Annotated in this window: 21 protein-coding genes and 1 pseudogene; 12 read left to right on the top strand and 10 right to left on the bottom strand. The window is 64.4% G+C overall.

The window, feature by feature from the left end; genetic code table 11:
• Positions 1 to 63: 63 nt before the first annotated feature.
• The 5 genes from ligA to JFC13_RS10325 are packed head-to-tail and all read right to left on the bottom strand — an operon-like array spanning position 64 to position 7779.
• Positions 64 to 2235: an NAD-dependent DNA ligase LigA gene (gene ligA, locus JFC13_RS10345; protein ID WP_198396992.1), complete on the bottom strand. Its 2172-nt coding sequence runs from the start codon at positions 2233 to 2235 to the stop codon at positions 64 to 66.
• Positions 2232 to 3365 carry a hypothetical protein gene (locus tag JFC13_RS10340; RefSeq protein ID WP_198396991.1) on the bottom strand — a complete coding sequence of 378 codons (1134 nt, stop codon included), beginning with the start codon at positions 3363 to 3365 and terminating at the stop codon, positions 2232 to 2234. The genes ligA and JFC13_RS10340 overlap by 4 nt, the downstream gene beginning before the upstream one ends.
• Positions 3358 to 5343, bottom strand: coding sequence for a S9 family peptidase (locus JFC13_RS10335; protein WP_198396990.1), 1986 nt, complete (start codon positions 5341 to 5343; stop codon positions 3358 to 3360). Before JFC13_RS10335 ends, JFC13_RS10340 begins: the two co-directional genes overlap by 8 nt.
• 34 nt (positions 5344 to 5377) lie before the next feature.
• Complete coding sequence (gene mnmA, locus JFC13_RS10330) at positions 5378 to 6571, bottom strand: tRNA 2-thiouridine(34) synthase MnmA (protein ID WP_198396989.1); 1194 nt, start codon at positions 6569 to 6571, stop codon at positions 5378 to 5380.
• On the bottom strand, positions 6568 to 7779 hold the full coding sequence (locus JFC13_RS10325) for a cysteine desulfurase family protein (RefSeq protein ID WP_198396988.1): 1212 nt from the start codon (positions 7777 to 7779) through the stop codon (positions 6568 to 6570). Before JFC13_RS10325 ends, mnmA begins: the two co-directional genes overlap by 4 nt.
• 124 nt (positions 7780 to 7903) lie before the next feature.
• On the opposite strand from JFC13_RS10325, the gene JFC13_RS10320 reads away from it, so the two are divergent.
• Positions 7904 to 8254: a hypothetical protein gene (locus JFC13_RS10320; protein ID WP_198396987.1), complete on the top strand. Its 351-nt coding sequence runs from the start codon at positions 7904 to 7906 to the stop codon at positions 8252 to 8254.
• A complete protein-coding gene (locus JFC13_RS10315) occupies positions 8251 to 8739 on the top strand; it encodes a hypothetical protein (protein ID WP_408610739.1) in 489 nt (162 codons plus the stop codon). Before JFC13_RS10320 ends, JFC13_RS10315 begins: the two co-directional genes overlap by 4 nt.
• An 83-nt stretch (positions 8740 to 8822) precedes the next feature.
• On the opposite strand, the gene JFC13_RS10310 is transcribed toward JFC13_RS10315, so the two are convergent.
• The 3 genes from JFC13_RS10310 to JFC13_RS10300 all read right to left on the bottom strand — a co-directional run bounded on the left by JFC13_RS10310 (position 8823) and on the right by JFC13_RS10300 (position 13351).
• A complete protein-coding gene (locus JFC13_RS10310; RefSeq protein ID WP_332839384.1) occupies positions 8823 to 10568 on the bottom strand; it encodes a hypothetical protein in 1746 nt (581 codons plus the stop codon).
• Positions 10569 to 10615: 47 nt separating this feature from the next.
• Positions 10616 to 11560, bottom strand: coding sequence for a tetratricopeptide repeat protein (locus JFC13_RS10305; RefSeq protein WP_198397111.1), 945 nt, complete (start codon positions 11558 to 11560; stop codon positions 10616 to 10618).
• A 171-nt stretch (positions 11561 to 11731) separates the two neighbouring features.
• Positions 11732 to 13351: a hypothetical protein gene (locus tag JFC13_RS10300; RefSeq protein WP_198396986.1), complete on the bottom strand. Its 1620-nt coding sequence runs from the start codon at positions 13349 to 13351 to the stop codon at positions 11732 to 11734.
• Between the two features lie 205 nt (positions 13352 to 13556).
• On the opposite strand from JFC13_RS10300, the gene orn reads away from it, so the two are divergent.
• Positions 13557 to 14126 carry an oligoribonuclease gene (gene orn, locus JFC13_RS10295; RefSeq protein WP_232488494.1) on the top strand — a complete coding sequence of 190 codons (570 nt, stop codon included), beginning with the start codon at positions 13557 to 13559 and terminating at the stop codon, positions 14124 to 14126.
• Between the two features lie 155 nt (positions 14127 to 14281).
• Here the strand turns inward: orn and JFC13_RS10290 are convergent, their stop codons facing one another.
• The gene (locus JFC13_RS10290; protein WP_198396984.1) at positions 14282 to 15202 is read right to left on the bottom strand and encodes an SCO6745 family protein; all 921 of its coding nucleotides are present in this window, start codon (positions 15200 to 15202) and stop codon (positions 14282 to 14284) included.
• A 37-nt stretch (positions 15203 to 15239) separates the two neighbouring features.
• Positions 15240 to 15986: a FadR/GntR family transcriptional regulator gene (locus JFC13_RS10285; protein ID WP_198396983.1), complete on the bottom strand. Its 747-nt coding sequence runs from the start codon at positions 15984 to 15986 to the stop codon at positions 15240 to 15242.
• 222 nt (positions 15987 to 16208) lie between these two features.
• Here JFC13_RS10285 and JFC13_RS10280 point away from each other — a divergent pair.
• From JFC13_RS10280 to JFC13_RS10240, 9 genes and pseudogenes are all read left to right on the top strand, one after another.
• Positions 16209 to 16898: pseudogene (locus JFC13_RS10280) on the top strand ((Fe-S)-binding protein); the annotation flags it as partial.
• 302 nt (positions 16899 to 17200) lie between these two features.
• A complete protein-coding gene (locus JFC13_RS10275) occupies positions 17201 to 18730 on the top strand; it encodes a lactate utilization protein B (RefSeq protein ID WP_408610738.1) in 1530 nt (509 codons plus the stop codon).
• Positions 18727 to 19479, top strand: a complete 753-nt coding sequence (locus tag JFC13_RS10270; protein WP_198396981.1) for a LutC/YkgG family protein — start codon at positions 18727 to 18729, stop codon at positions 19477 to 19479. The genes JFC13_RS10275 and JFC13_RS10270 overlap by 4 nt, the downstream gene beginning before the upstream one ends.
• A gap of 49 nt (positions 19480 to 19528) precedes the next feature.
• Positions 19529 to 20257 carry an LmeA family phospholipid-binding protein gene (locus JFC13_RS10265; RefSeq protein ID WP_198396980.1) on the top strand — a complete coding sequence of 243 codons (729 nt, stop codon included), beginning with the start codon at positions 19529 to 19531 and terminating at the stop codon, positions 20255 to 20257.
• Between the two features lie 67 nt (positions 20258 to 20324).
• On the top strand, positions 20325 to 20474 hold the full coding sequence (locus JFC13_RS10260) for a hypothetical protein (protein ID WP_198396979.1): 150 nt from the start codon (positions 20325 to 20327) through the stop codon (positions 20472 to 20474).
• Positions 20475 to 20589: 115 nt separating this feature from the next.
• Positions 20590 to 21879, top strand: a complete 1290-nt coding sequence (nhaA, locus tag JFC13_RS10255) for a Na+/H+ antiporter NhaA (RefSeq protein WP_332839383.1) — start codon at positions 20590 to 20592, stop codon at positions 21877 to 21879.
• A 44-nt stretch (positions 21880 to 21923) separates the two neighbouring features.
• Positions 21924 to 23222: a M20 family metallo-hydrolase gene (locus JFC13_RS10250; RefSeq protein ID WP_232488455.1), complete on the top strand. Its 1299-nt coding sequence runs from the start codon at positions 21924 to 21926 to the stop codon at positions 23220 to 23222.
• A gap of 45 nt (positions 23223 to 23267) precedes the next feature.
• Positions 23268 to 23621, top strand: coding sequence for an antitoxin (locus tag JFC13_RS10245; RefSeq protein ID WP_198396976.1), 354 nt, complete (start codon positions 23268 to 23270; stop codon positions 23619 to 23621).
• Between the two features lie 231 nt (positions 23622 to 23852).
• Positions 23853 to 25172 (top strand): glutaminase, encoded by a 1320-nt coding sequence (locus JFC13_RS10240; protein WP_198396975.1) that lies wholly within the window; start codon positions 23853 to 23855, stop codon positions 25170 to 25172.
• Positions 25173 to 25279: the final 107 nt, after the last annotated feature.

The following is a 25279-nucleotide window of genomic DNA, read 5'->3' as shown; positions in this document are numbered from 1 at the left end:
TTTCAGACTGAGCTGTTTCCCCACTTGAATATGCCTGTGACGATCCTGAAATTCGATGGCTGATCAGTCCACACTGCCGGTCTCCAGGAGCGTGCGGAATGTGTCCTCGTCGAGGACCCTGACTCCCAGTGATTCGGCTTTGTCCAGCTTCGATCCTGCGTTCTCACCTGCCACCACATAGTCGGTCTTCTTCGACACCGAGCTGGCGGCCTTGCCACCGGCGGAGAGGATCGCCTCCTTGATCCCGTCACGCGTGAAGGTGCTCAGGGAACCGGTCGCCACGATCGTGAGACCTTCCAGGGTCTGCGCGCCTGCTTCCTGTGCCTCGTCCTCCATCCGGACTCCGGCGGCAGCCCACGCTTCGACGATCTCGATGTGCCAGTCAACGGCGAACCAGTCGCGGATGCTCGCCGCGATCGTCGATCCGATGCCGTCGACGGCTGAGAGCTCTTCGAGCTCAGCGGCCCGGATCGCCTCGAGCGTCCGGAAGTGTGCGGCCAGGGTGCGTGCTGCGGTCGGACCGACGTGCCTGATCGAGAGTGCGACGAGGACTCGCCACAGGTCCTGATCTCTGGCTTTGTCGAGTTCCTCGAAGAGCTTTGTCGTATTGGCACTCGGGGCACTCGGCTTCTTCGCAGCAGCTCGCGTGTAGAAGTAGGGCACGAGTTCACGCTCCCCGGTCTCCACCCCTTTGACCTTCTTGTTTCGCCAGATCTTCACATCGGCCAAATCTTCGGCAGTGAGGTCGAAGAGGAATGCCTCAGAGGTCAGCGGCGGCTGCTCGGGCTCGGCCGGAGCGGTCAGTGCCAGCGCCGCCTCCTCGCCCAGGGCTTCGATGTCGAAGGCGGCGCGGGATGCCAGGTAGAAGATGCGGTTGGCAAGCTGTGCGGGGCATGACCGGGAGTTCGGGCAGCGTTTGTCCTTGTCCCCTGCCTTCTGCTCCCCCAGCTCGGTCCCGCATGAAGGGCAGTGGGTGGGCATGACGAACTCGTATTCGCTGCCGTCACGCTGTGCGACCACCGGGCCCAGCACCTCGGGAATGACATCGCCGGCCTTGCGCAGGGTGACCGTGTCGCCGATGAGCACGCCCTTGCGCTTGACCTCGTAGCCGTTGTGCAGGGTCGCTCGTTCCACCGTGGAGCCGGCGACGGTCACCGGCTCCATCACCGCGAACGGGGTGACTCGACCGGTCCTTCCCACCTGGACCTGAATGTCGAGCAGCTTCGTCGTGACCTCTTCGGGCGGGTATTTGAAGGCCGTCGCCCACCTCGGTGCTCGTGAGGTGTAGCCCAGGGTCTCCTGGACGGCGATGTCGTCGATCTTGATGACGATGCCGTCGAGTTCGTGGGTGACATCGTGACGGTGCTCGCCGTAGTAGGTGATGAACTCTTCGATCTCATCGACCGTCTCAAGCACCTTGAAGTATTCGCTGATGGGCAGCCCCCATGACCGGAACTGCTCATAGACCTCGGATTGGTGAGCAGGTTCAGGGTGCGAATCATCGGCTGGGGTCCATACGGCGATGCCGTGGACGAGCATGTGCAGCGGTCGCACAGCGGTGACGGCTGGGTCCTTCTGGCGCAGGGATCCCGCGGCCGAGTTGCGGGGGTTCGCAAACGGGGCCTTGCCCTCTTCGACGAGGGCGGCATTGAGCTCGGTGAACTTCTCCAGCGGGAAGAACACCTCCCCACGGATCTCGACCTCGGCGGGTGGGTAGTCGGTGTCGAGGTGATCGGGGATATCGGAGATGGTGCGGACATTGGCAGTGATGTCCTCACCGATGCGGCCGTCGCCGCGGGTGGCGGCGCGAACGAGTTCGCCGTTGCGGTAGAGGAGGTTGACGGCGAGTCCGTCGATCTTGAGTTCGCAGAGGAACTTCGACTTCGCCGAGGTGGCCGCGCGGACCCGGTCGTACCATCCCCTCAGTTCCTCGAAGTCGAAGACATTGTCGAGGCTGTACATCCGACCGATGTGCTCGACCGGGTCGAAGGTTGACGTGTCGACGCTGCCGCCGACGGTCTGCGTCGGTGAGGAGTCTGTGACGAGTTCGGGGAACTTCTCCTCGAGGTCTTCGAGCCTGTGGACGAGTTCGTCGTATTCGGCATCGGAGACGAGCGGCGAATCATCCGCGTAGTAGGCGGCGCGCTGCTCTTCGATCTTCTCGACGAGATCAGCATGCGCCTGAGCACGGGCGGTGGCATCCGACAGGTCTGAGTCATCGGGCGTTGCGGTCATTCGATCTCCTCAAAGGCACGCCGCAGGCCTGCGGCGATCATCATCGTTCCCGTGCTGATGTTCTTCGCAGCGTCCCCTTCGACCGAGGTCAGCAGGGGCGGATAGGTCATCGGAAGCTCTTCGCCTGCCAGGACTCCGAAATCGCGCAGACTCTTCGCACTCATGCCGATGCGGTTCCACGGCGTCATGATCCGGTTCAGCCAGTGCTTGACCTCCTGTGGTCTCGAACCTGCGGCCGGCGGCAGCCCCATCCATGTCCCGATCCCGGCTTCGGCGATCATGGCCAGCTGTTCCCAACCCTGTGCCTTCAGGCTAGCCAACGGCACTGACACGGCGGTGGCACCGGAGTTGCGGACCACCTCGGCGGCGGTGATCTCTTTGCCCTGCAGCTGCAGAGGGTCGAAGTCGGGGAGGCTGAGCAGGACCGGGGGCAGGTGGCGCAGCGTCGACTGCAGGGCAGCGTAGACCTGGGTCTCGTTGACCGCGGGCAGGGTGGCCCAGCCGGAGACCGTGGGCCAGGTGCCGGTGAGCACCGGATGCAGGCGGGTCTCGACGAGGCGGATCACGGGCTGCATGCCGAGCGTGGAGAGTTTGTCGGCGAAGGCGGCAAGCCCGAAGGCATAGGCCTGGATGACATCGCGGCGGGCGCCGAGGTCGCCGAGCACAGGAGCCCCGGATGTCAGGCTCAGCGCGGTGACCAGGGTCCAGGGTCCCGGCAGGGAGATCTGGACCCCACCGGTGTAGCCGTCCCCGTATTCGGCGATGGCATCGAAGGCCTCACTCAGTGCCGAGGACTCGAGTCGTTCGTCTCTCCCCGCTGCGCTCGTCAGTCGCCAGCCGAAGGAGGCCCGGTCGACGTGGAGATCGGTCAGCAGCCCGACTGCACGACCGATCGCATCGGCACCCCACCGATCCTCGGCTCGGTGCGCGCTCAGCGGCACCGGTGGCAGCTGCTCACCGAGGTGGGTGAAGGCCGCCGCGGCCGCCTCACGAACGGGACTGTTCGCGATGTATCCGGAGGCACCGGACATGGAGCCGGGCCCGGTCTCTGCTCTGGGGCCGGGGATCCAGACTCCGGTGGTCGTCCCTGCCGGGCGAAGGGTGGTTGGAGTCTCGACCGTTTCAGCCATGGTTGCAGCTGTGTGGGATTCCGAAGACGTCGGCATAGAACCCGAACTCGCTTTCCAGGGAATCGATGATGGTTTCGGCGCGGACGAATCCGTGGGATTCACCCTTGTACAGACGGTAAATGTACTCCACTCCGGTCAGTTCCAACATATCGACGAATTCTTGGGCCTGACTGGGCGGTACGATCGGGTCCCGATCGCCTTGCATGATGGCCACCGGAACGTTGATCTGACTCGTCCGTCGAATCGGGGACCGAGTGATGTAGGCGTCCTGTGCCTCCGGCCATGGGCCGACCAGTCCGTCGATGTAATGCCTCTCGAAGTCGTGGGTGTCGACGACGAAGCGCATCAGGTCGGTGACCCCGAAATAGGAGGTGCCGCAGGCGAATGCCTCCGATGAGGCCAGCGCCGACAGCACGGTCCATCCACCGGACGAGGCCCCGGAGATCGCGATGCGGTGAGGGTCGGCCAGCCCCTCGGCCACAAGAGCTTCGAGGGCGGCGAGGGTGTCGGAGACGTCGACGATCCCCCACTGTCCGCGCAGGCGGTCGCGCCATCTGCGCCCGTACCCGGTCGAGCCGCCGTAGTTGACCTCCATCACGCCGATTCCCCGGGAGGTGAAGTAGCTGGACCGGGCCGACATGTCGGGGGTCGCCTGACCTGTCGGTCCGCCGTGGATGGAGATCACATAGGGCGGAAGTTCACGGCCGAGGGCGGTGAATCGCGGATTGTGCGGTGGGTGGATGACGACGGGGACGCCGCCGAGTTCCCGGGTGCGGGGGCGCGAATAGTAGTCCTGATGAGCATCGAGGCGTTCCTGCGCGATCTCAATGAAGGTGCCGCTGGCCCGGTCCACGGCATACAGGGCTCCGGTCGAGTCCGCGGACTTTCCCGTCAGGAGAACATGGCTGTGGCTCAGGTCGTGGAGTTCGAGGCTGCCGAACCGCTCCCCCTGCGGTCTGATCTCCTCGGCCTCACCTTCGTGCCTCGCTCTGATCAGGGAGGCGGTCGCGGACTGGGAGTGGGCCCAGATCTCCTCGTCGTCACTCAGATGCCAATTGGTGCCCAACTGCCAGAGAGGGCCGCCGATCTCGCCGCCGGTGTCGAGGACCGGCCGCAGCGCGGAGATGTCGAGTTGCTCACCGGCGTTGATCTCCTCTCCAGAGTCCTTCGCAGCCGCACGTCTGTCACGGACAAGACAGTCGATCGGTTCGAAGTCCAATGAGTACAGGGCCCAGTGACCGTTGTGGTCGGAGCTGATGATCAGCGAGGAGTCCGAGGTGAAATCCGGTTGCAGAAGCGAAACGTCATGTCCGTGCATAACCGCGGCGACGGGAGTGTCCTGGGTGCGAACGTCGATGAGCCACAGGCTCGTCGAGTCCCAGGGCATGTTGGGGTGCTCCCAGCCGATGAACGCCAATGTGGAGCCGTCCGGAGACAGCCGGGGCCAGGCCATGAAGTGAGAATGGCGCGAGAGCACATTCGTCGTCCCGTGCCTGGTGATGAGGACGATGGCTCGTTCCCTGTGCGTGGACCGGCAATCCTCACGCACGCACAGCAGACCCCAACTGGTCATCGTCAGGTCCCCGTACCGGATGCGGCCCGAGGTGTCCGGGGTCAGCGCGTGCGGGGCTCTGCCCGGAATGATCTGCCAGATCCGCTGGTCGGAGGCATTGACGAAGTAGATGACCTCGCTGCTGGGGTCCAGGGCCCAGGCGGCTCCCCCGTATTCGTGCACCGAGGATCTGATGTTGAACTCCGCGGGCAGCACCTGCTCCTTCAGCCCCGGATGCGACAGTGAGGTCCGGATCAGCCCGGTGCGGGAATTCTCCGCTGGAACCTTCGTGGAGAAGTAGATGTGCTCACCGCGGAATGCGGCATCGAAGATCGGTGCGGAGCCGGCGGCCACCTCCGCAGCGCTCAGCGGAGATGACCAGGTTCCGAAAGGTGCCGTGACGACATCTTGGGGAAATTCCTTCATACCCCCAGGTTAACGCAGGGGCGAGGAGCACAGCTCAGACGCCGAGGCGGTCCTTGGCTGTCACATCGATGGTGGCCTGGCCCAGGACCCGGGTTCCGCGGTAGATGACCATAGTCTGCCCGGGTGCGACGCCGGAGAGCTCCTCGTCGACGTCGATGTGCATGAGCTGTCCGGCAGGTCGTGCGGCCGGCACGTCGACCTCGTCGACGATCGGGTTCACTTCATGCTCGGGTGCCTCGGAGATGTAGTCTCCCAGCCAGGCCCGAGCCGGAACCGGGTCGCTGTGGGCCCGGATCTGGACCTCACAGTCGATGGCGGTCGCCGGTTCGCTGCCGATGTCTGCCGGTGCCGGTCCGGCCCATGTGGTCCGGATCCCGGTCAGGTGGGAGACCCCGAGATCACTGCGGGAGCCCACCGTGACGGTGTTCGAGGCCGGGTCGAGGCCGGTGACGAAGCGCGGCTGACCATCGGCCGCGGGCTTCTGGATGCCCAGGCCCTTGCGCTGGCCGATGGTGTAGGTCATCGCACCGTCGTGTTCGCCCAGGGTCTCGCCCTCGGCGTCCTTGATGAGGCCGGGGCGCATGGGGATCTTGTCCGCCAGCCACGCCTTCGTGTCACCATCGGGGATGAAGCAGATATCGTAGGAATCAGGCTTGTTGGCCACGGAGAATCCGCGCTCGGCAGCCTCGGCGCGGACTTCTGCCTTCGACGCGGTCGCGCCGATCGGGAAGTAGCAGTGCTCGAGCTGATCGCCGGAGAGCACACCGAGGACGTAGGACTGGTCCTTCGCGAGATCCTCGCCGCGGTGGAGTTCCGGTCGCCCGTCCTCGTCGCGCAGGACCTCGGCGTAATGACCTGTGGCGATGGCGTCGAAGCCCAGTGCCAGGGCACGGTCGAGGAGGGCCGCGAACTTGATGCGCTCATTGCAGCGCATGCACGGATTGGGTGTGCGTCCGGCCGCATACTCGGCGATGAAGTCATCGACGATGTCCTCTTTGAACCGTTCGGAGAAGTCCCACACGTAGAACGGGATGTCGAGCATCCCGGCCACGCGGTGGGCGTCCCTGGAGTCTTCGATGGTGCAGCAGCCGCGTGAACCTGTGCGCAGGGTTCCGGGCATGCGGGACAGGGCGAGGTGGACGCCGACGACTTCGTGGCCGGCGTCGACGGCACGTGCCGCGGCGACTGACGAGTCGACTCCGCCGGACATGGCGACGAGAATTTTCATGATGCTCCTTGCATCCAGCGCGGAGTGGCCGAGACCATTCCGGCCTGATGTGCTTGTTCGACGACCTCGGGCAGAACCTCGAGAAGACGATCGACCTCTTCTTCGGTCGAGTCGTGGCCGAGGCTGAATCGTTGGGCTGATCTGGCGACGTCTTCCTCCATGCCGCAGGCCAGCAGCACATGTGAGGGACGTGAGACCCCGGCCGAGCAGGCCGAACCCGTCGAGGTCGCCAGTCCTCTCGCGTCGAGGCCGAAGAGCAGGGAGTCGCCTTCACATCCGGAGAACGTGAAGTGCGCGTTCGCGGGAAGCCTGCCTCCACCTCGGCGACCGGACAACGTGGCATGGGGGACCGTGTCCTCGATGCCGGCGATGAGACGGTCGCGCAGGAATGAGAAGCGGGCGGCTCGTGTCCCGATGTCGGCGGTGGCGAGTTCGACCGCCTTGGCGAAGGCTACGGCACCGGCGACGTCAAGTGTGCCCGAGCGGACACCGCGTTCCTGTCCCCCGCCGTGAAGGATCGGCGCGGGGGCGGCACCGCGGTCGAGCAGCAGTGCACCGATGCCCACGGGTCCGCCGATCTTGTGAGCGGTGATCGACATGGCGGTGGCACCGAGCTCGGCGAAGTTCAGCGGAATCTGGCCCAGAGCCTGCACGGCGTCGATGTGGAAGGGAACACCGAGTTCCTTGGCGACTGCACCGATTTCGGCGATCGGCTGAAGGGTGCCGATCTCATTGTTCGCGGCCATGATGGAGATGAGTGCCGTGCGCTCTGGGGCGCGGCGCAGTTCGGCCAGGGCCGCGTCGAGGTCGAGGCGTCCTTGTTCGTCAACGTCGAGGTAGACGATCTCGGCACCCTGACTGGCCAGCCATTCCACGGAGTCGAGGATCGCATGATGTTCGATCGTCGTGGTGAGCACGCGTGGGCGAACCGGCGCTTCGAAGGTGGAGTTGTTACGCGAGAGGTAGAGGCCCTTGAGCGCGAAGTTGTCGGCCTCAGTGCCGCCGGAGGTGAAGATGACCTCGGATGATGTTGCGGCCCCGACACCACGGGCGATGTCCTCGCGGGCCGTCTCGATGCGCATCCGCGCGGCCTGACCTACGGCATGCAGGGCCGAGGGATTGGCGCGTCGGCTCAGCTCAGCGGTGTAGACGTCGAGCACCTCTGCCGGCATCGGCGAGGTGGCTGCGTGGTCAAGGTAAATCGGCACTCTCCCTATTTTAGGCCGTGAAGGGCACTTCGGCCAGGATCAGTGCCGCATCTCACCCGATACCGGGCCGCCGGCGGGCACCTGAAGTTCCGGGGCCGAGTTCACGCCGACTAAACTGGGCCGGGTGTTCACCGTTTTCACCATCGTGCTCTATGCCGTCTCCGCCGTCCTGGCCATCTGGTCGATCATCGAGACCATCCGCAACCGCCCCGCCGGCACACTGCTGCTCGGCGCGACCGCTGTGCTTCTGCTGCTGCTCATCGTGCAGCTGGTTCTCTCGATCGCCACATTCGGGTCAACCCACGGCATCGATCCGCTCCTGTACTTCGGCTACGTCATCACCGCGATCCTCGTCATCGCCCTGGCCGGCTTCTGGGCGTTCGCGGAACTGAGTCGCTGGGGGCCGGGAGTGCTCGCGGCGGCAGGACTGACGGTGATCGTCATGATCGAGAGATTGGACCAGATTTGGCAGTGAAGAAGCGAAACGACGATGGCGGTGCGCGCGCAGCGGCCGCCTCGGCGAAGAAGGAACGGGCCGCGAAGCGCAACCGCTCACCGTTCTCGGCGATGCACACCGGCCCAGGCCGAGCACTGACGGCCGTCTACGGGGTCTTCGCGCTCTCGGCGACCGCACGCGCCGGCTACCAGGTCATCCGCGAGTTCGACGTGGCCCCGGTCGCGTACTCGCTGTCCGTGATCGCCGCCGTCATCTACATCGTGGCCACGATCTGCCTGGTCATCGGCAACCGCGTCTCACACCGGATCGCGATCGGCGCCTGCCTCGTCGAGTTCGTCGGCGTCATCATCGTCGGCATCCTCAGCTTCACCCATCCGGAGGACTTCGCCAAGCCCTCCGTGTGGTCATCCTTCGGCAGCGGATACGGATACATCCCGCTCATCCTGCCCCTCGTCGGATTGTGGTGGCTCTACCTCGTGGGGCGCAGAATCCGCACCAACTGAGAAGTCAGGCCCCACCTCGGCGGGGCCTGACTGGTCGTGGGGCCTGACTGGTCCTGAAACTCGCTGCGTGAAGACGGCTGCGCTCACTCGATGCGTGAGGACAGCACGTTCCAATCGGTGGCCACGGCGCTCAGCTCATCACCGGTCTTCATCAGCACATACGGGTGGGCGGTGTCGACCTTGACGGTGTTTCCATCCTTGTCGTTGGTCTTCACCGCTTCGATGGTGTCGCCCAGGTCGACCGAATAGTCGTCGGGGACCTCGATCGTCAGGGTGCAGCGGACCTCGCCCATTCCGATGGCGCCGTGCTCGGTGCTCAGGGTCATCGAGGTGAAGTCGAGCTTCTCATAGGGCTTGCAGGAGATATCGACCTTGTCGAATCCCGAGTCCTTGCCCCGCAGGTCACCCAGGTAGCCTCTGAAGTCCTTGAATCCGCCTTCTTTGAGCCCGTCGGCATCCGCGGCGTCGGCCTTGCCGTCGGCCAGGAACTTCGAGACCTGGTCCGCGGTCGCCGTCATCTCCTTGTCGAATCCCTCTGGGCCGGGCTTGACGGCCCCTTTCCCGTCGGCCATCAGCGTCGGCATCTGATCGCTGGGAATATAGGAGGCAGTGCGCACGATCGGCTCGGTTGAGGCGGATTCTCGGGTGGCCAGCTGGACCTGCGTGAGCTTCGCGTCCCCTTTTGCGGTGCCGAATGCGTAGAACCACATCGGGTATTCGGTGAAGCTCGGGCTGCCGGCGACGACCTCGCTGAAGTTCGGTGCCCGCAGCTTCTGCTTCGCCTTCTTCGCGATCTGCATCTGTGCGCGGGTCCGATCGATCAGGGGCTCGCCCTGAATCTTTTCGAGGTCCTTTCCTCCATCGTTGAGGATCTCATCGAGTGATTCGGTGTAGCCGGTCATGAATTCCCCGGCCTCACCCGGGCGCATCGCCGCGCGCTCATAGGGCGTGATGTCTGGGCTGTGCGGCTGCGCCACCGGCAGCGCGGTGCATCCGCTCAATGCCAGCCCGGTCGTCAGCGACGCGGCTGTGACGATGCGCAGCGATCGTCTGCCCCGTGAGTTCGCCCGCCGAGGTGGCTGCGCCGTCCCGCCGCCAGGGTTCTTCACGAGGCGAGAACTCCGCACCCTGCCGGTATTCGTCATAGGCCCGTTGGGGTCAGTCCCAGCGCCGGGGCCCGGGCCGGCACCAGGCCCTGGGCCTGGGCCTGGGCCTGGACCGCGACCGGTCTTTCGGGCGACCGACCGCTTCTTCTCGGGCCGGATGCGGCCGTTGAACCAGCGCAGGAAGAAGTAGGCGCCAAATCCGGCCAAGATGATGCCCAACGCGATTCCGACCAAACTCAAAGCCAGGACTCCCTCCACACGCATCTTCAGCGAGACTGTGGTCCCATCAAGATTTTCGCCCTCGTCCGCGGCGGCGATGACCAGGACCTGCGGGTCAGCGTCGAGGTCGAAGGTCTTCGCCACCTTCTCCCCCGTGTCCTTGCTGGTCCACCAGTCCCTGTCGGTGAGCGTCGCTTCGGGAGCGTCGTCGCCGGGGATGAACCGGTGCTCGACGGTGTTGGGGAACTCGACGTTGCTGATTTGCTCCTGCGCCACTCCGTCGAGGATGCTGTCGGTGTCGACGCCGTTCGCCGTGCCGACGAACAGTTTCTTGCCATCGGCGTTCGCGGCCTCAACGGTCACGTTGGTGCCCGAATAGGGAACGATCGCCTCGTCGAGGACGACAGCGTGGGCGCCGTCCTTGACGGTGAAGTCCCTGGTCTCCGTGACCTCGTCGGTGCCGACGACGGACAGCGCGGAGATGACCAGTACTGCCACGATCACCGCTGCGAACGTAAACAGTATGGCTGTGGTGAGACGGATTCTCTGGATCAGAACAAGGCCCTCATCAATGCTGTGCGTGCCTTGGTCACGGCCGGAGCATCCGCACCCAGGACTTCGAAGAGTTCGAGCACCCGCAGTCGCAGCGCTTCCTTCTCGTCGCCCGCGCTGACGCGGATCAGCGAGATCAGTCGGTTGAAGGCACTGCTCGGGTTGCCTCCGACGATCTCTGCGTCGGCAGCCGCCTTGGCCGCCTCGGCGTCCTTCGGGTTCGCATCTGCGGTGGCGACGAGCTGCTGCGGATCGGCGTCGATGAGGCGGCGGCCCAGCCCGGCTCTGGCCAGACCGAATTTCGCTTCCTCATCGGCCGGTGACGCGGCCAGCGCTGTCTTGAACAGGGATTCGGCGGTGTCGAAGTCTCCCCGGCTCAGCGCCTCTTCGGCCTCAGGGTGGGCAGGACCTGCTGGTTCCTGCTCGGCTCCGGCGACGACGGCGTGTCCGGTGACGCCGTTCTCTCCGGCGAGCTTGAGCAGCTCATCGAAGTAGGCCCTCACCTGCTGCTCGGGCAGTGCACTCTGGAACAGCGGGACAGGCTGACCTTTGACGATGGCGATGATATTCGGAATCGACTCGACGCCGAAGGCCTGCTGCAGTCGCGGATTGGCATCGACGTCGACCCGGGCCAGGACCAGTCGGCCGCCGAAAGATTCGACGACGCGCTGGACGATCGGCGAGAGCTGCTTAGCCGCTTCACTCCGGTCCGCCCACAGGTCGATGACGACAGGAACCCGATCCGACATTGCGACGACCTCGGTGAAGCTGGCCTCGTCGACGTCGAAGGTCAGCGCCGGGACGGCAACCGCATTCGGGTCAGCAGGTCCGCCGGCGGCCTGCCCCTGTCCACCGCTCTGCTCCTCATGGGGCAGGTTTCTGCTGCGCACCGCGGACAGATCGAGTCCTTGGTTGGGCTGCGTGTTGTCCTGCGAGGGATCCATTGACACGTGGTCTCCTTTGTTGCGGGAAGTGCGAATTTCTACGGTGCGCGTCCGTCGGGAGCTTTTTGGTCCAGACGTTCGTCGAGAACTCTCAAGCTCGGACGGTGCTGATGACATCCAGCATAGAACGTATCAACACCGCCGGGCCTGCGACTATTCTTCCGGTTCGGACTATTCCAGTTCGGCTCCGCTGAGGGTCTCCAGTCCGCCGATGAGGCGCGCCTTGCCGTCCTTGGGCACGAGGAACGTCAGGACCTGAGTGGTCTTCGTCGTCACCGGCTGCTGGGTGCTGTCGGATCCGGTCAGCTCCTTCTGTGGGCTTGAGAGAGTCAGGGTTCCGGTGCGTCCGTCAACGGATTCCGGAGAGATCGTGGACTCGGCCTCGATGACTCCGGTGACGACAGCGGCATCGCCTGCAGTTCCCTGCGCGACGATCTCCTTGCCGGGAGTGTACTTGTACTTGACCTCGGCCTTGCCGTCTTCTGCACTCTGCTTCTGCGCCTGCTGGTTCGTCCAGATCGACTTCGAGAAGTCATCGGACTCGAACTTCTTCGCTTCCTTCGAGTCCTTCCCCGAGCCCAGCGCCTTCGCGTAGTCGGACACTGCCTTCTCCGGTGTCATCGCGAAGTCCTTGGTCTTGGGATCAAGGAGCTGCGAGCCCTGCCTGGCATCGGGGATCTCCGGCAGTTCTGTGCCCGGGACCAACTGGGTCTGCGACCACAGCTTGTAATCGGAGCGCGGATCTTCCTGAGTCAGCACGAGCAGCTGGGTGTCTTTGCCCTCCGAGGTGATGAGGCTGGTCATGCGCGGCCAGGAGTCGGTGGCCGCGGTGTAGTTGACGACGACCTTCTCGTTGGCCACTGCCGGCGGCAGCTTCTGATCCTTGACCTTCTTCTTCACCTTGTAGGCGTCCTCGCGCTGCTGCAGGGCGGGCCCTGTGGCGCTCTTCTTCAGCTCGGTGCTGTCTGTGCCCTTGTCGGCTGCCTTGATGTCTTCGGCCACGGAGTCGAGGATCCGTTTGGCTTGGTCGTCGTTGACTCCGGCTGCGGCAGAGCTCGGGGCCTCCGAAGGCTCAGGCTTGGGCAGCTCTTCAGGCCCGCAGGCACTGAGAGCCAGAACCGGAACGATCGCGAATGCGGTTCCGTATTCTGCCAGCTTGCGACGACGCTCCTGACGGGCCGTGCGCCGGTTCTTCTCCTTCTTCGCGCTGTTGCGGTTGAAGAAGAGGACGACGATGCCGCCGACGAACAGCGCACCGCCGATGATCATCAGCGGAATGGCCCAGGGGGTCTCCGCATGGCTGGGCCAGGAGATGGTGACGGTCTTGACGTCACCTGGCTCACCGCTACCGGCGATGAGGAAGCCTGTTCGGTTCGCGTCGTCGGTCCAATCAAGGGTCACGGAGTCGGTTCCGGTGACTTCGGAGGTCCAGAGGTCCGCCCCGGCCGGGTTGGGCACCTTGGCCTTGCCGTCCTGGGCCTTCACGGTCAGTTTGCCCTCGGGTGCCAGACCGGTCACATGCGCCGAGGCTGAGTCGCCCACCCAGGCATCGACGTTCTCGGCCGGCGCCTGGGCGATCGTGAGATCCCCCGATCCCTTGACTTCGAGTGTTGCGGGGGTTTCGTAGAGATTGAGCATGCCGGGGTCGATGACGACGGCCGGTGTGTCTGCATCGATCTCTGTGGTCGCGGTGATCTGGTCGTCCGGCGCCCACAGGGTCTTCTGCAGAACACCGAGGCCTCCGACAACGACACCCACCACCATGAGAATCACAGCAAGTGTGTAGCGCACGTACGAACCCTTCCCTCAACAAAGTGTCTTCTGGCCCCACGTTCACTCGTGGGACAGTCCAAGTTTAAGTCACTGCGCGCGTATTGGTTTTGTGCGTGTACTCAGCGTGTGTCGGTGCGCACAGCCGGGCGGAATGCTCAGAGCCGCCACTCTGCCTTAAGCTGGACTGGTGAGCAACGACAAAATTGTGTGGATCGACTGTGAAATGACCGGCCTCGACGAAGTCAGGGATGAGCTCATCGAAGTGGCGGCTGTCGTCACCGACTTCGACCTCAACCCCCTCGACGAGGGCATCGACATCGTCATCAGACCCTCTGCCGCGGCGCTGGAGAACATGAACGACTTCGTCACCCAGATGCACACGAGCTCCGGACTCATCACCGAACTCGATGCGGGCACGACGGTCGCCGAGGCACAGACACAGGTGCTCGAGTACATCAAGAAGCACGTCCCGGAGTCGGGCAAGGCACCGCTGGGCGGCAACTCGGTGGGCACCGACAAGGTCTTCCTCACAAAGCAGATGCCCGAGCTCGTCGATCACCTCCACTACCGGATCATCGACGTGTCCTCGATCAAGGAACTGAGCAAGCAGTGGTTCCCCCGCGCCTACTTCCAGTCCCCGGAGAAGCACGGCGGCCATCGCGCCCTCGGCGACATCCTCGACTCGATCGTCGAGCTCCAGTACTACCGCCGGGCCGTCTTCTCCGCCGAAGGACCCACATCGGACGAGGCGAAGTCCATCGCCGCCGAGGTGAGCTCACACATCTCCCGCTGAATCAGCCTGAGAGCCATTCGCCGCTTCACTCATCCGCCCGCATCCCCGCCGAGGTGGTCCACACCTTCGAACGCCGCGGGATCACGGTGCTCATCAAGGGAGTCAAGAACTCCCACGTCGACCTGTTCCGGCACGTCGGGGTCCTTCGCCGTGCTTCAGCTGGTCTTCTTCGCCGGCTGGGCGAAGACCGAGGACGGGAAGGCTCCTGACTGTGCCAGCACCTTGATCAGACTGCGACTGGGGGACACGAGTGACTCGATCTCCTCATCGGTCAGTGCTGACCAGGCGGCGGCCACGGTGCCGTCGGTGAGCTGCTCGACCTGTTCCTTCAGGTCACGGCCTGCATCGGTGATGGCAGGCAGGTCGAAGCCGCGTTCGTCTTCATCGACGGTGAGGAGACCGGCTTCGGCCAGGCGTGTCTGCGCAGCCTTCCATTCCTCATCGGTGTATCCGCGGGTCTTCTGTGCCGCACGCGGTTTGAAGGAGGCACCGGTTGCCACATCGAGCATGAGGGCGTCGATGCCTGGAACACCCGCAGTCACGAGCGAGGCGACGTGACCGTCTCCGCGGAATTCTCTGGCGATGGTGGCCACGTTCCACAGCTGCTCGAATGCGGTCTTCGGTTTGTGCGCAGCCAGTGCGTCCGTCGTGGCTTGGGCCAGTGCCCGGCCCGAGAAGTCCATGTTGTCCAGCACCGGGGTCATGGCCGTGGCCAGCTCCGTGGCCGCCTCGGTGAGCAGTGCGATGTCCTCGCGAGCGTCGAAGAGCTCGGCCATGAAGGCGGTCACTGCATCGAAGCGCACCTGCACCATCGTCTCGGGAGAGACCGTGTCCCACAGCTTCGGGAACTGGGTTGCGAGGTAGGAATGTGAGTAGTTGTAGTAGGCGGCGCTGACGACGCCGGCGTTCACACGCCCCATCGGGGCAGATCGTGCCGCCAGATTCCCTTCGACCCCGGGTTCGAGTCCGTGCTCGGCATATTTCCGGCCCACGATCTCGGAGAAGTACATGGCCGAGTGGAATGAGTTGAGGCGGGAGGAGACGGTCCTGATATTCTGCGTGCGCTGCGAGTTCATGGTGCCAATCCTAAGGTCAGGTGGTCGCATTCTCCGCTCAGCTGTCAGCTGCGTCGATGCCTGTGGTCGTGGCGAACCAGTGGATGTGGGCCGCGCATTCGCGCCGAGCCCGGTCGGCATCGCCGGCGAGGACGCTGTCGAGGAGACCGGCGTGTTGCCGCGTGAGTTCGGCCTGCACCCATGACCAGTCGTCGGTGGCGGCAGCAGCCGCGGAGACATAGTCGACGATGCTGCTCGACAGCGAGGCGAGGATGATGTCGGTGACCGGGTTTCCTGCCGCGGCACACAGTTCACGATGGAATCTGGCGTCGAGATCATGGAAGCGCTCTTTGGCGATGCCGGGGTCGCGCATCTCGGCCAGGAGTTCACCGGCTCGCCTGAGGTGGACATCACCTGGTCCAGGTGTCCATGCGTTCGGACCGGTCGCGACCTGGGCGACGGCCTTCGCGGCACTGGCGACTGCATCGGATTCGAGGACGACTCGCGTCGTCAGCACGTCTGCGGGGGCGATGTGCCGGGCCGAGACGTGAAGCTTCAGTGCCCGTGACAGGCCCACCGCGGGTTCGGAGACGATGACCGATCCGGCTCCTGGTCCCGATCCGACGGCGGAGCGGATGAGGCCGACGGCGTCGAGGATGCGGATGGCCTCTCGCACACTCGACCGGGAGACGCCGAAGCGCTCGGCCAGGGTCCGCTCCCCCGGCAGCCGATCTCCGAGGGTGAGGCTGCCGTCGAGGAATGCACGCTCGATTCCGGCAAGGACAATTTCATAAGCCTTATTCATCCTAATTGCCCTTTCACCGTCCGCGAGTTCGGCAGCACGCCCGGTATCTGCGCGGTCGTCACCGGCATCAGCGCCGAGTTCTCTGCTGGGACATCCCCCTATGTTATGGTCTGACCACATTTGTGACAAGAACCACTTCCGTCGCATTCGAGCGGTTCCCGCTCAGGGATCATGCCCCGGATCCGATTCTTGGCACTGCAGGCAACTCGGCTTGGAGGTCAGATGAAGATTGCACTGTTCGCCACGTGCATCGTCGATGCCATGTATCCGGAGGTCGCGCAGGCGACTGTGACGATTCTGCGCAGGCTGGGTCATGAGGTGATCTTCCCCGAGGGTCAGACCTGCTGCGGCCAGATGCACATCAACTCGGGAAAGTTCGCGCAGGCCGAACCCGTGATCGCCGCCCACGCCCGCGCCTTCTCCAGCACCGAATGGGACGCCGCGGTCGCCCCCTCGGCCTCCTGCGTGGCCTCGTTGGGACATCAGCAGCCCATGGTCGCCAGGCGGATGGGCAATGAGGCTCTGGCCACGGAGGCTGCCGACATCGCCGGACGCACCTACGAACTCTCCCAGTTCCTCACCGATGTCTTAGGAATCACCGATGCCGCCACTGATCTGGGGTCGTATTTCCCGCACCGGGTGACCTACCACCCCTCGTGTCACGGGATGCGCCTGCTGCGCCTCGGCGACCGGCAGAGCGATCTGCTGCGTTCGGTGGAGGGAATCGACTACGTCGAACTTCCCCTGGCCGACGCCTGCTGCGGATTCGGTGGGACGTTCTCGGTGAAGAACTCCGAAGTGTCCTCGGCGATGCTCGCGGACAAGATTCGGACCGTCCAGTCCACCGGCGCCGAGGTGTGCACCGGCGGAGACGCGTCCTGTTTGCTCCACATGGGCGGCGGAATCTCCCGATTCCAACGCACGGGGAACTTCGAGGGCACCCCCGACGTCACTGCGGTGCATGTGAAGCAGACGAGCGGCAGAGTGGGAGCCGATGACACCACCGATGGCCTCACCGCAGTCGTCGGTGCCGATGACGACGACCACCGTGTCCCCGGCGAACAGGGCACGCGGCCGCAGGAACCGAGCCTGCAGCAGTCGGGTCTGCGAGTCGGCCAGTCGACGGTCCACCAGGCCCGGATCCTGGCGTCGACGAAGGAGGACCCGCTGCGTGTCCAAAGCGAAGGAGCAACCGTGAGCGGAGGGAGTCTGCGATGACTTTTCTGGGAATGCCGCTGCTGCGGTCCACACGTCACGACGACCAGGAGATCCCGGGCGGACAGGGCAACATCGTCGAAGACGAGTCCTTCGCGAAGGTCTCGCACCAGCACCTGTCGAATCAGCAGCTGCGCAACAACATCGGACATGCGACCGCCACGATCCGCGACAAACGCTCCGAGGTCGTCGCCGAACTCGACGATTGGGAGGCCCTGCGCGAAGCAGGCTCTCGGGCCAAGAACCAGGTGATGGAGAACCTGCCCGAGTATCTGGCGCAGTTCGAGAAGAACTTCACCGCCGCCGGCGGAGTCATCCACTGGGCCCGGGACGCCGATGAGGCCAACGCCATCGTCACCGAACTCGTCGAGGCCAACGCCCCTGTGCTCGAGTCCGGCCGTCGCGAGGTGATCAAGGTGAAGTCGATGGCGACCCAGGAGATCGGACTCAATGAGCACCTCGAGACCCAGGACATCGACGCCTTCGAAACCGACCTGGCCGAACTCATCGTCCAGCTCGGCGACGATAAGCCCAGCCACATCCTGGTGCCCGCCATCCACCGCAACCGTGACGAGATCCGCGACATCTTCATGGAGAAGATGCCCGATGCAGGAGAGCTGACGAATGAGCCCGCGGTCCTCGCCGAGGCGGCCCGGAGGCATCTGCGACACAAGTTCCTGACCACGAAGGTCGCGATCTCCGGAGCGAACTTCGGCATCGCCGACACCGGGACGCTCGGCGTCGTCGAATCAGAGGGCAACGGCCGCATGTGCCTGACCCTCCCGGAGACCCTGATCACGGTGATGGGCATCGAGAAGCTGCTGCCCGGCTTCGACGATCTCGAAGTCTTCCTGCAGCTGCTGCCACGCTCCTCGACCGGGGAGCGGATGAACCCCTACACCTCGTTCTGGACGGGCACTACCCCCGGCGATGGCCCCCAGAACGTCCATCTCGTCCTCCTCGACAACGGACGCACCCGTGCCCTGGCCGATGAGCACGGGCGCAGCGCGCTGAACTGCATCCGCTGCTCGGCCTGCATGAACGTCTGCCCCGTGTATGAGCGCACCGGCGGGCATGCCTACGGGTCGACGTATCCGGGCCCGATCGGTGCGATCCTCTCGCCGCTGATGACCGGCGTCGAAGCAGAGGAGAACGGCTCGCTGCCCTATGCCTCGAGTCTGTGCGGGGCCTGCTACGACGTATGCCCGGTCAAGATCAACATCCCGGAGATCCTCGTCCACCTGCGCGGCGAGGACGTCGAGGCCAACCACTCCCCCGTCTCCTCCCAACTCGACACCGCACTCACCGGAGCCTCGTGGATGATGAGCGATGGCAAGAGGATGGCCGCAGCCGAATCCGGTCTGCCGATCGCCCACGCGGTGGCCGGGGACAAGCAGATCAATTCTCTGCCAGGAATCGCCGGGGCATGGACCTCGAGCCGTGACATCCCCGCCCTGCCGGAGAAGAGCTTCAGACAGCTGTGGGCCGAGAATGAGGCCCGCGCAGAGGGAGAGGACGACGAGAGATGACGGACACCGCACGTGAAGAGATCCTTGGCCGCATCAATCAGGCCCTCGGTCGCCGAGGTGGGGGCGAGTATGTCTCGTCTGCTTCCGGGACCGTCCCCGCAGCTTCGTCCTCAGCCACCGGACACGCCGGCTCGCACGAGGGCACCGAGGAGAACACGGACCCGGGGCCTCCCGCCGCCGGCGGCGGGACGGTCAACCAGAGCGCTGAATATCTGCGAACGGGAACGCACACGGGTGAGGATCTCATCGAGCTTCTCATCGACCGCCTCGAGGACTACAAGGCCAATGTCCACCGTGTCAGCGGCGACCCGGCGAAGACCATCGCCGGGCTTCTCGACGCGGGGTCGAACATCGTCGTCCCACGCGGGCTCGACGATTCCTGGCTGCAGTCATTCACCGGTGAGATCTCGGTCGATGCTCCCGGTCAGGAACTGTCCATCCTCGAACTCGACTCACAGGCGGCAGTGGTGACAGCCTCGGCGGTGGCGATCGCACAGACGGGAACCATCGTCCTCGACGGATCGCCGGAGTGCGGCAGGAGGGCGATCACGCTCGTGCCCGACCATCACGTGTGCATCGTCCGCGTCGCCGATATCGTCGACATCGTCCCCGAGGGGATCGCACGTCTGACTCCGGATGCGGCTCTGACGTTCATCTCGGGGCCCTCGGCGACGAGCGACATCGAACTCAAACGTGTCGAAGGCGTCCACGGTCCGCGCACCCTCGACGTGGTCATTGTCGATACGTGAGTCGATCCCAGCACGACACAGGCAATCGCTGTACGGAAGAATGGGGTCCATGACGACGGCCCGAACTCTGGAGTACCCGCACGAACCGCCTCGACGGAGATCTCGCCGGACGACGCTCATCGTCACCGCGGTCATCGTCGTGGCCACTCTCCTCGTCGGCTTCATCGCCGCCGACCGGGTCGTCGACTTCACCACCGAACAGAAGATCGCCGCCGGACTCGAGCCCTACGGCGATGCCGATGTGAACGTCGAGGGCTTCCCCGTGCTGACGCAGATGGCCGGGGGAACTCTCGACACCGTTCATGTCACGGCTGATCGGGCGCAGTATGAGAACGTCGACTTCACCGACGTCGATGCCGAGCTCTTCGACGTTCCCGTCGACACTTCACGCCCGATCGGCACGGTTGATGCGAGCGCGGTGATTCCGCTGTCGACGATCGACTCGCTGGCCACCGAACACGCCTCGCTGCCCGATGGCATGTCATTCACCACGATCGACGGCGGGCTCTACCTCAAAGGCTCGCTGCTCGGACAGGAATTGCTCATCGGCATCGAATCGAAGGCGCAGTCACGGCGGGTCGTGGTCAACGCCACGACGATCAGACTCGGATCCGCCGAGGTCGACATCGACTCGCTCCCCTCGTTCCTGACCTCGTCGATCTCAGACATCGTCATCGACCTCGATTTCCTGCCCGCCGGCCTCGAGCTCACCGACATCGAACCCACCGATGCCGGTCTGAAGATCAGCCTCCACGGCACCGGCGTCTCCCTGAACTGAGCCGGGGGCGACCGGGGGCAGGCTCTGAACATGCGCGAGCAATCTGCTGTCGCGTAGACTGACTGTGATGACTCCCACCACACCTGGCGCCGTATTCACACCGAAAGTGTGGGTCCTGGGACACCCGGGCACCAACGGCTACATCACGTCGTGGGGCATGATGCTGTCGGGGACAGCTCCACTTCTGGCTGGAGAACGACTCCGGCCCACCTTCTGAGCAGACCGTCAAAAGCACGACCGCCTCGGCGCTCGATCACTGATCGCTCTGACAGAGCACCCGCATGCATTTCGGGCCGGAGAAGCACATCTTCCGGCAACGAAATGGAATCACCGTGACTTCACCATCTCCAGCACCTGGCACTGGCTTTCGCCTGCTCGCGTCTCTGCGCCAGGACACCGTCGGCGGCGGACTCCTCGTCATCGCCGCCGTCGTGGCCCTCATCTGGGCGAACTCTCCCCTCGCGGACTCATACTTCGCTCTCAGAGACGTCGAGCTCGGCCCCGCCGCCTGGCACCTGCAGCTGAGCCTGGGAACCTGGGCTGCCGACGGCCTGCTCGCGATCTTCTTCTTCCTCGTCGGGGTGGAGCTGAAGACCGAATTCACCCACGGAGATCTGCGCAGATTCCGCACTGCCATCGTCCCGATCACCGCCGCAGCCGGCGGCGTCATCGTCCCCGCCATCATCTACACAGCTCTCCTGACCTCCTACCCGGAGACGCTGCGCGGATGGGCGATTCCCACGGCCACGGACATCGCATTCGCTGTCGCGATCCTCGCGATCATCGGCTCCCACCTGCCCAAGGCTCTGCGCATCTTCCTCCTCACCCTCGCCGCCGTCGATGACCTGCTGGCGATCGGCATCATCGCCGTCTTCTACACCGAGACCATCTCTCTCGTTCCACTCCTGACAGCAGTCGCGGTCGTCGTCGTCTACGGTCTCATCGCCGCCCGCTTCCAAACGTTCTTCGTCGAACGAGCCTGGGCCGCGTGGGTGATTCTGCTGCCCCTCGGGCTCATCGCCTGGGCACTCATGCACGCCTCAGGTGTCCATGCGACGATTGCCGGTGTGCTCCTCGGGTTCACGATCCCCGCCCTGGCCAGCCGCCGGCGCAGAGGTCAGGATCGTCAGGCGGATGACGATGACCGCCCGAACCTCGCCGAGGTGCTCGAACACCGCATGCGGCCCCTGTCCGCGGGATTCGCGGTGCCCGTATTCGCATTCTTCGCCGCAGGTGTGGCCGTGGGCGGACTCGACGGTCTGGCCACCGCGTTCTCCCAGCCGTTGACCTTTGCGATCATCGCGGCCCTGGTCGTCGGCAAACCGTTGGGGATCCTGGCGTCGACGTGGCTGGTCACCAGATTCACCTCGGCGGGCTTGGACCCGAGTCTGAAGTGGCCGGATCTGGCCGGTGTCGGTCTGCTCGCCGGAATCGGGTTCACGGTCTCCCTCCTCGTCGCCGAACTCAGCTTCATCCCCGGCGCCTCTGAACACGATTATGCGAAGGTCGCAATCCTCAGCGCCTCGGTCATCGCCGCCCTGTTGGCCACGCTGGTCTTGGGCAGCAGGAACTCTCGGTACCGCACGGATGAGGGCGCTACCCTGGATGTGGACCACCTCTGAGAACCGCACACCACCACTGACGGCACCACCAGAAAGGCTCAATGATGAGCACGATCACGCCCGTAGGCGACCGTTTCGGCTCCGAACTCGCCGAACTCGCAACCCTCGTCGATTCCGAACGTCCGGGCTGGACGAGGCGGGCTCTGAGCGAGTTCGATATCGCCGGACGCGACTATGCCCGCACCCTGATGAAGCAGGCAGGGCTGGCGACCCGAGTCGACGGGGCAGGAAACGTCATCGGGGTGCTGCCCGGTCGCCTCGGCGGGCAGGAGATCATGCTCGGGTCCCATACCGACACCGTTGACGGCGGGGGCCGTTTCGACGGGATCACCGGTGTCCTCGGTGCCATCGAGGTCGTACGGCTGCTGCGGGAGAACAACATTCGACTCGACCATGACCTCGTGATCGTGGTCTTCTTCAACGAAGAGCCCAACGACTTCGGCTTCTTCTGCGTCGGCTCCCGGGCGATGACCGGACTCGTCGACCGCACCACCCTGGCCGCCACCGACACCACCGGCCGCAGCCTCGCCGCTGCTCTGCCGGACTCCGGCATCGACCCGGAAGCCTTCTTAGACGCGCGCTACGACTTCTCGAAGGTCACCGCCTTCCTCGAACTCCACATCGAGCAGGGACCTGAGCTGGAGCGGATCGGCAAACAGATCGGCGTCGTTGAGACGATCACCGGCATCAACCACTTCAAGGCGCTCTTCACCGGCCGTCAGGACCATGCAGGCACGACCCCGATGGATGTCCGTGCCGATGCAGGATGTGCCGCTGCCGGCACGGTGCTCGCCGTCGAATCGATCGCCGAGTCAGGGACGAACACTCGCGGCACGAGTGGTCAGATCCAATTCACTCCGGAAGCCGTGAACGTCGTCTCGGCCAATGCCAGTCTCGAGGGCGAGTTCCGCGGCCCCGACGGTTCTTGGCTGCATGAGGCACAGCGCAGGCTCACCGATGCTGCCGGGGAGAATGCTGACAAGCGCGGCGTGCGTGTGGAGATGGAGTGGACGACGGACGATGCGCCCGTGCCCCTGCACGAACCGATCACGTCGACCATCGCCGAGGTGGCCGATGACCTTGGTCATTCCAGGGCCACAATGTTCTCCGGTGCCGGCCACGACGCGGGAATCATCGCCGCCAAGACGCAGGTGGGCATGATCTTCGTTCCCTCACATGATGGCCGCAGCCACTGTCCCGAGGAATTCACCGAACTCGATGACATCCTGCCCGGAATCGAGGTCCTGCTCGAGACCGTGCTGCGCATCGACCAAGCTGCTCCGTCGGGCGGGCCTGCGGCCTCCCGTGGGACTGCGCAGTCAGGTGGAGCACAGTCAAAGTGACTAAGGTCGGTGGTGACACGACCGTCAGCTGAGAAGGGCCACATCATGCCATTCGACAAGTTCATCAACAAGGCCAAGAACCTGGCCAACGACCCGAAGGTTCGCGAAAAGCTCAACTCCGAAAAGGGAGAGAAGGCCACTGATTCGATTCTCGACAAGGCCGCAGGAGTCGCCGAGTCCCTGACCAAGGGCAAGCACACCGAGAAGATCCAGAAGGCCAGAGACGCCGCCGATCGTGCAGTCGGCAGCGATGGCAACTCGGAGACCAACCAGTCCGATGGCCAGCGCCCGGCCGGCGATCAGCGCCCTGGTGAGCGCTCCACTGACGAGCAGCGCCCAGCCGGCGAACAGCGACCCGATGTGAATCGTCGCAGCGACGAGGGCGAAACTCACCCCTGAGGATTCTCACTTCGGGGGTCAGCGCCTGCTCGGGATAACTGGCCCGATCCGGTGGCATATCGGGGATGCGAGTGGTGGGCCTCTGCGACGACTGTGACAGCCCAGTTCTCTGCCCCGTGTTGGACGCCTCACCAGCACGGGGTGTGTGAGAATAGCAGTCGGGCGACTGCGGTCCGCAACGCAGCCAGCCCATTCTCATCCCACGATCTTCACCACACTGCAGGAGGTGCAATGCGATCCCCTATCCCTGATTTCTTGGACGAGACGCTCGATCGTCACAGGTCAGACCGGTCTGGTGCGAACGCGGACTACATTCCGGATCTGGCGTCGGCCGACCCCGAGAAGCTGGGCATCTGCATCTCCACACTCGACGGGATCGAATACACCTCCGGAGATTCGGAGTTCGAGTTCTCCATCCAGTCGATGTCGAAGCCCTTCATCTACGGCATGGCGATCGAGCAGGAAGGGCTGGCCGCAGTCCTCGACATGGTCGGTGTCGAACCCAGTGGGGAGGCCTTCAACGAACTCTCCTTGGACAAGATGTCCGGCAAACCGCTCAACCCGATGATCAATGCCGGTGCCATGGTCATCCATTCGCTCCTGGGAGAACCGGGAACCTCGCTGGCCGAGCGGATCGAAATCGTGCGAGCCGGCCTGTCCGAGTTCGCCGGCCGCCAGCTGCGCGTCGACGACTCGGTGGCTGAAGGCGAATGGGGTGAGGCCTACCGCAATGTCGCGATCGCCAATATGCTGCGGTCCTATGGTGTCTACACTGACCAGCCCGACGAGGTGGTCCAGGGGTATATCGCCCAGTGCTCGATCCTCATCACCACCAAGGATCTGGGAATCATGGCCGCCACTCTGGCAGCGGGCGGACTCAACCCGGTCACCGGCAAGCAGGTGCTCTCACCTCGCGTGAACCGCCAGGTTCTCGGCGTCATGATGACGTGTGGCATGTACGACGCTGCCGGTGACTGGATGACAGAGGTCGGCGTACCCGCCAAGTCCGGTGTCTCCGGCGGAGTCTTCGGGGTCCTGCCCGGGCAGGTCGGGATCGCGACCTTCTCTCCGCGGCTGGATAAGCACGGGACGAGCGTTCGCGGAGCCAACATCTTCAGGACTCTCTCGCGTGAGCTGAGTCTTCACATCATGGACGCGCCCGAGCCTGCTCGCTCGATCATCCGCCGTGACCGTCGCTTCGTGGATTCTCAGGGTGTCATGGTCCGCATCTGCAGCCTGCAGGGCCTCATCCAGTGGAGCGGTGCTGAGAACGTCATCCGGACGATGGACGCCCCCGAATCCAATGTTGAGGCCTTCGTCCTCGACCTGCGCCGGGTCAATGAGATCAATGGGGTGGCCAGGCGCATGCTCACCGAGGCGATGAGTCGCCTCGAGGAGGACGGAAAGCGAATAGCGCTCATGGACCCCGAAGACATGCTCCTGTGCAAGAGCCCGAGTTCCGCGTTGCCAGACGTCGAATACGTCGACTCCCCCAAGGCGCTCAAGGGCCTGCGTCGACTGCGTGAGGACTGGTCACAGAGAGCCGTCTGACGTCGCCGCGACGTGGGTGCCCGATGTGAGTGCCCACCACCGGCGTTTGCTAAGGTTAGGCTAACTAACCTGATCAGATAGGCGCAGTTTGAGGCCCTCGCCGAGGC

It is taken from the genome of Brevibacterium antiquum (genome assembly GCF_016107655.1).
Taxonomy (GTDB): Bacteria; Actinomycetota; Actinomycetes; order Actinomycetales; family Brevibacteriaceae; genus Brevibacterium; species Brevibacterium antiquum.
The sequence above is the reverse complement of the archived record's forward strand: the minus strand, read 5'-3'. Positions and strand labels throughout refer to the sequence as shown.